The 6,739-nt window shown below is 56.6% G+C and carries 5 protein-coding genes; 2 read left to right on the forward strand and 3 right to left on the reverse strand.

What is annotated here, in order from left to right; genetic code table 11:
* Positions 1 to 93: 93 nt before the first annotated feature.
* The gene (ldcA, locus tag E0L16_RS11000) at positions 94 to 1,008 is read right to left on the reverse strand and encodes a muramoyltetrapeptide carboxypeptidase (RefSeq protein ID WP_131636913.1); all 915 of its coding nucleotides are present in this window, start codon (positions 1,006 to 1,008) and stop codon (positions 94 to 96) included.
* A 107-nt stretch (positions 1,009 to 1,115) separates the two neighbouring features.
* Here ldcA and emtA point away from each other — a divergent pair, with 107 nt between their 5' ends.
* Positions 1,116 to 1,727 (forward strand): membrane-bound lytic murein transglycosylase EmtA, encoded by a 612-nt coding sequence (gene emtA, locus E0L16_RS11005; RefSeq protein ID WP_131636914.1) that lies wholly within the window; start codon positions 1,116 to 1,118, stop codon positions 1,725 to 1,727.
* A gap of 37 nt (positions 1,728 to 1,764) precedes the next feature.
* Here the strand turns inward: emtA and ycgR are convergent, their stop codons facing one another.
* Entirely contained in the window at positions 1,765 to 2,496 is a 732-nt protein-coding gene (gene ycgR, locus E0L16_RS11010; protein ID WP_063868503.1) for a flagellar brake protein YcgR, read from the reverse strand.
* 159 nt (positions 2,497 to 2,655) lie between these two features.
* Here ycgR and E0L16_RS11015 point away from each other — a divergent pair, with 159 nt between their 5' ends.
* On the forward strand, positions 2,656 to 4,758 hold the full coding sequence (locus E0L16_RS11015) for a TonB-dependent siderophore receptor (protein WP_131636915.1): 2,103 nt from the start codon (positions 2,656 to 2,658) through the stop codon (positions 4,756 to 4,758).
* Positions 4,759 to 4,842: 84 nt separating this feature from the next.
* Here the strand turns inward: E0L16_RS11015 and E0L16_RS11020 are convergent, their stop codons facing one another.
* Positions 4,843 to 6,525, reverse strand: coding sequence for an alpha,alpha-trehalase (locus E0L16_RS11020; protein ID WP_131636916.1), 1,683 nt, complete (start codon positions 6,523 to 6,525; stop codon positions 4,843 to 4,845).
* Positions 6,526 to 6,739: the final 214 nt, after the last annotated feature.

Raw genomic sequence — 6,739 nt, forward strand, 5'->3', positions numbered from 1 at the left:
GTCTTACTCCCACCTCAATGTGAACGCTGTTATTAAAACCCTAACATATTAACAACGGTAACAGCGTTTTATTGAGGGGGAATAACGGCTTTTTTATGCCTTTAAGACCGGATGACCACTGATTGTTAACCGACTGCCTGAATGATCATGCGTCAGGCGCGCCCGGGCGCCCAGCGGCAGCGTGACGGTTTGCTGCTCATGGCCGAAGTCCAGCCCGGCAATCACCGGAACGTCCAGCCGGGAACGAATGAAATCAATCATCGTCTCGAGGGAATAGCCCGCATCGTAATCGTTGGGGGCCGATCCGCTAAAACTGCCCAGCACAATGGCCGACTGCCGATCCAGGATCCCGGCGTGATACAGCTGCAACAGCATGCGTTCGACGCGGAACGGGTGTTCGTTGATATCTTCCAGCACCAGTATGCCGTCCTCAATCTGCGGCAGCCACGGTGTGCCAATTAGCGACACCAGCATCGCGAGGTTCCCGCCCCACAGCTGTCCTTCACATTCCCAGTGCGGTCCGTTGCCTTGCCACTCAACGGTAAAAGTCGGGTTTTGCAGGGCACGCCAGAAATGTTCCTCGGTAAAAGCATCCAGCTCCGGCGCGCCAAAGTTACCGGCCAGCATCGGGCCGCTAAAGGTAATGACGTTATGCAGTGCCAGCAGGCCGAGCTGGATCGCCGTGAAATCGCTGTGGCCGCAGATCAGCAGCGGATCCTGCTGCTGGCGTGCTGCCAGCCCGGCCCAGTCGATACTCTCGAGCAGCCGGCTCGCACCATATCCGCCGCGCACGGCCAGCACAACGTTGTTTTCGCCTTCCAGCGTTGCCAGGCTGTTGATATCGCTCAGTCTCTGCGCTTCCGTACCGGCAAAACGCTGCATGCGGCGGGGGATAATTGTCTGATTTTCTACCTGATGGCCCCTCTCCAGCAGACGCTGAACGCCCCGCTGTGCCGCTTCCTGGTTGATGCAGTAGCCCGACGGTGCGATGAGATGAAACTGAGGCATGGCAATTCCTTGCTGAATGAGAAACTAATTGTCTATATCATGCCGCTTAAACGCCGCCTGCTTCAAGGGGCGACGTACCGCGATGACCGGCTATAAGGATAGATGACGTGAAATTGAGATGGTTTGCTTTTTTGATTGTGTTGCTCGCTGGCTGTAGTTCAAAACATGATTATCAAAATCCCCCCTGGAACCCTGACGTGCCGGTGAAGCGGGCCATGCAGTGGATGCCGATCAGCGAACAAGCCGGGAAGGCCTGGAGCGTGAGCCCGCGTCTGATCACGGCAATTATTGCGGTGGAATCCGGCGGCAACCCAACGCTGGTGAGTAAATCGAATGCGGTGGGGCTGATGCAGCTAAAAGCCTCGACGGCGGGAAGGGAGGTCTATCGCTATATGGGCTGGAAGGGACAACCCTCCACCAGCGAGCTGAAAAACCCGGAACGTAATATTTCTATGGGAACCGCCTACCTGAGCATTCTGGAGCACGGCATTCTGAAGGGAATTGAAGACCCGGAAGTGATGCAATACGCGCTGGTGGTGTCGTACGTTAACGGGGCCGGCGCGCTGCTGAGAACCTTCTCCTCCGATCGCAAAGAAGCGATAGAAGAGATTAACGATATGGATAAAGATGAATTCTTCGAACACGTTGTGAAGAACCATCCGTCAGCACAGGCGCCGCGCTATATCTGGAAAGTACAGAAAGCGATGGACGCTATGTAATCCCTTTGTCGGGCGGCTGCACGCTGCCCGACGCCTTTCAGAGCACTTTATTCGCGCGTTCACGCGCTTCACGCTCCAGTGAAAAGATGATGCGCTGGAGTTCGCGCTCGGCGCCTGGCCCGACATTCAGGAAACGAAAGCTCAGGCGTGGCGTCGTAATGGTCTCGTTTTTGCCGTCCACCACCTTGCGCTCGCTGATGGCAATCAGCTGAGCATCAAACCAGAAGCGTCCCCATCCGCCCATATCCAGCTCGATCTGGCTAAAACGCATACCTTCCACCAGCCCTTCCGGCTTCGGCGTATCCATCAACGCGCCCATGCCGCCCAGCGATAAATCAAACAGGCGAAAGCGGATCTCTTTTTTGTCCGGCATTTTTGCCTTACAGAAGTAGGCCGGGTGAAGCGGGGCGCTGATGCGAAAAAACTCACGGCGCTGCACGAACCAGAGATTTTCAGGCAACGGCGCGATAAACGCTGGCAAACCCTGGTAGGCGATCGCGGTGAGGCGAGGCAGCACAAACTCAACTTTTGCTCCGTGCGTTTCGGCCATTACCGAAAGATTTTCTGCCTGTAGCGCGGCACGGTTTTCATCGCTCTGGCTACCCAGATCCACAATCAGGTGCTCTGCCGTCACGTCCAGGATCTTGCTGATAAACTGACGGGTTGTCCAGTTGATGCGCAGCGGCACCTCACCTTTTTTCAGGTCGCGTAACACCCCTAATACAGCCAGCGGATTTTGTTTCAGGAACTGCTCACTGTAGCTACTCACGCCAGATGGCTCCTCGATAGATGACAGACTGTCTCTGGGTTATCGGCACGCTCGCATGAAACTTAAGACAAACGATCTGTTTTCTCCGCGCATATTGCTTTGCTAATGGAAATAATAATAATTGGCGTTCCCAATATCATCTAATAACAAGACGACACTATGCATACTTCACGTTTGGCGTTATGCGCGTTGGCAGGCGCCGTTACGCTGGCATTGCAGACACAGGCTTTCGCAGAAGGATCCACCATCGTGGTGACAGGAACAGAGCAGGGCGATGCGCTTCCCGGCTGGACCAACAGCGCCACGAAATCAGCCGTAGCGGAAAGTAAAACGCCGCAGGTAATCAACACCATCGCCGCTAAAGAGATTGAGCAGCGGCACGCCGGTTCGGTAAACGAGATCCTGCGCTATGCGCCGGGTGTTTCCACGGAGGTGCGAGGCAGCACTTCTTATATGAGCGAATATAAAATTCGCGGGTTCAACGTTGAGCAGGAGTTCTACAACGGCCTGCAACTTCCCTATAACGTCACGGGTAACACCAAAGCGCGAATCGATCCGCTGTTGATTGAGAGCGTCGATATCCTGAAAGGGCCATCATCCGTGCTTTATGGCGGCGGCTCCCCGGGCGGGCTGGTCAATATCCAGAGTAAAAAGCCGCAGAAAGAGCCGAAAACGGAGCTGGGCTTTAATACCGGCAACCGCAATCTGAAAGAGGGGTATCTGGACTCCACGGGGCAGATCGCGACCAGCGACTGGCACTATCGCCTGCTGGGCAAAGCGACGGAAAGTGACGAACAGGCGCATACCACGCGCTATGAAAACTATCTGGTTGCCCCCTCCGTAACGTGGCAGCCGGACAGCAAAACGCGCCTGACCATTGACGCGCTGGCGCAAAATACGCCGAGCCTGACGCCGTCTGACCCGATGCCGCTGAGCTATCTGCGTTCGAAATACGCCGATCGTCGTGATTACGCCGGCGATGAGTGGAGCGGCTTTAAGCAACGCCAGTGGATGCTGGGCTACAGCTTTGAGCATGAGTTTGACAGCGGCTGGGGCTTTAACCAGAAAGCGCGCTATTTTGATGTGGACACCCACCAGCGCAGCGTCTATTCCACCGGGACGGGCAGTGAGGTCTACCAGCTTAACCGCTTCGCCTACACCACGGATGAAGATTTGCAGAGCTTCAACATTGATAACCAGGTCACCCGCACCGTTGCGCTGGGAGACTGGAAGCATCATCTGCTGGCGGGCTTTGACTATCAGAAGCTGAACTCTCACTTCCACTATCGTTACGCCTCGTCCACGCCGGGGATTGATATGCGCAATCCGGATCGCGGGCAGATCGAAAGCAATGCGCTGGGGCTTTATACCGCGCAGAAAAACCGGTTGAGCTATCAGCAGAACGGCTATTACGTGCAGGATCAGGTGGAGTTCGGCGGGCTGAACCTGCTGGCCAGCCTGCGCTATGACGACTACCGTTCGGTCACCACCAACTATCTGCAAAACGGTGACAAAGCCTGGGTATCGCAGGATCGCCTCACCAAACGACTGGGCGCGCTTTATGCCTTCGATAACGGGCTCTCGCCGTTTATCAGCTACTCGGAAGGGTTCGCCCCGGTATCGCCGCAGGGTACGCTGACCGCGAAAGACGTTAAGCCCACCACCAGTAAGCAGGTGGAGGGTGGGGTGAAATACCTGCTGGCGGAATACGCAACCACCTTCACCGCCTCGGTGTTTAACATTCGTCAGAAAAATGTGGTGACCAGCGATCCGGGCTTCCTGAACTACCGCCAGACCGGGGAAGTGGAATCTAAGGGCGCGGAGATTTCAGCCATCAGTCGTCCAACGGATAACCTGACGCTGATTGCCAACTACGCCTACACCCACGCCATTAACACCGAAGATGACAAATATCAGGGCAAACGGCCAACGCAGGTCCCTGAGAACGCCTTTAACCTTTGGGGGGATTACACCTTTGACAGCACGCCGCTGAGAGGGGTAACGCTGGGGGCCGGCGCGCGCTACACCGGGCCGATGGAAATCTCGCCGGGCAACGACGCAGGCAAGCTGGGCGGGACTACGCAGTACGATCTGGCGGCTTCTTACCGCATGGGCGAACTGGCGCCAGCGCTGGAGGGACTCACGCTGAAGGCGAGCGCGCAGAACGTCACGAACAAAGAAACGCTCACCTGCTATGACGCGACCAACTGCTGGATAGGCCGCGACCGGACGTTCCAGGTTGGGGCAAGCTACAGCTTCTGAAAAAAGCCCGGTAACGCTACCGGGCCACTTTATTGCACGGACCTTCCCCTCGCCCCTTTGGGGAGAGGGTTAGGGTGAAGGGAGCTACTGCGCCGCCTGTTTTGCAGGCGCGACATCATCGTTCGCCGCAGGCTGATTCTCCGGTACGCTGTCGCACGGCTTCTCTTTCGGGCAGACCATGTCCAGCATTCTGAGCGTCACGCCGTTACTCCAGCCGAAACCGTCCTGCAACGGATACTCGCCGCCGCCACCGCCGGTACCGGTCGAAGAGACGTCATACTTCTCAACCAGCTTCTTCTCGCGATCGTAGGTATGCTGAACGTTTTTCAGGAAACGCCAGGTTACGTCCATCGCCACTTTTTGCTGACCGTAGTTTTGTAACCCTTCCACCGCTACCCACTGCAACGGCGCCCAGCCGTTCGGCGCATCCCACTGCTGCCCGCTGTTGATGGTGGTGGTAGAGATACCGCCCGGTTTCAACAGGCGCGACGACGCGGCTGCGGCCACCTTATCGGCGCGTTCCTGTGACGCGGCCTTCACGTAAAGCGGGAAGAGGGCCGCAGCCGTAAGCTGATTACGGACTTTCTTCGTTTTCAAATCGTAATCCGCGTACCAGCCCTCTTTATCGTTCCACAGGTGGCTTTCCATCGCTTTCTGACGCGCGGAGGCCAGCGCGTCGTATTTGCTTGCGCTGGCGCTATCGCCGTCTTCCTGGCTGGCGCGGGCCAGCAGTTTCTCCATCTTAAACATCAGCGCATTCAGATCCACCGGCACGATGCTGGTGGTGCGGATGGTATCCAGTTTCTGCGGATCGTCCATCCAGCGGGAGCTGAAATCCCAGCCCGAGGCGGCGGCAGAGCGCAGATCGCGGTAAATCTCCGTGGCCGGACGGTTAGGGTTGTTTTTGGCGGTCGTCACGTCATCCAGCCAGGATTCAGGTCGCGGCGTGTCCCGATCGTCCCAGTAGCGGTTGAGAAGGGCGCCGTCATCCAGCTTCACCACGCGTTTGTTCGCCTGGCCGGGCTGAAGTCCCTCTGCCCCCTCCATCCAGTAGGCATACTCTTTCTCCATCTGCGGACGGTATTTCTTTAACGCGTCGCTGTCATGCGTGGCGAGCAGTTCCACCATCAGCGAGAAGAACGGCGGCTGAGAGCGGCTCAGGTAGTAGCTGCGGTTGCCGTTAGGGATATGGCCCCAGGTATCAAGCTCGTAAGCGAAGTTGTCCACCATGTCGCTGATTTTGTCCCAGTGTCCGCTCTCGGCCAGCCCCAGCATGGTGAAATAGCTGTCCCAGTAATAGACTTCGCGGAAGCGTCCTCCCGGCACGACATAGGGTTTTGGCAGGGGCAGGAGGGAGTCCCATTTGTTCGCTTTGTCTGTGGTACGGGTCAGTACAGGCCACAGATCGTCGATGTGTTCGCGCAGGCTTTGACCTTCCGGAGGAACGTATTTCTCACCCTCCTTCGGCAGGATAAAGTTCATCTCCACGAAGTGGCGCAGGTCAAAACCGGACTGGGTATGCTGCATCCGGTAATCCGCCAGGATCATCAGCGGGTCGCTTTTGGGTACGGCGTCCGCGAAGGTTTTCTGATCCGGGAACAGTTTGGCGCTCTGTACGTCATTAAAGAGAGGGCCAAGGAGAATATCCGGTGAGCGTTGCTGGCTCGTTGGCTGGTCTTCAGCATAACCAAATGAGGTAACACCGAGTAGTGCGCCTGCCAGCGCAAGGGGCAAAAAAGCGGGGCGTCGTGCGCGAGGTCTTATCATCGGTTCGTCTCCTGTCTTCACTGAGCAGCGTGACCGCTGTTGTCAATTACCTGAAAACCTTAGACGAATATCGTTAACTTAGCGTGTTGAATATCCCATTTTTCGCATAACCAGACAATTCGGGCGCGCTTTCACCGCACCGGGATCAGATCGATTCCTGAGGCTTTGAGCATCAAGGAAATGAAACGGTGACTGACAAGCCGGGTAAGCTTCA

The organism is Enterobacter quasihormaechei (assembly GCF_004331385.1).
Lineage (GTDB): Bacteria > Pseudomonadota > Gammaproteobacteria > Enterobacterales > Enterobacteriaceae > Enterobacter > Enterobacter quasihormaechei.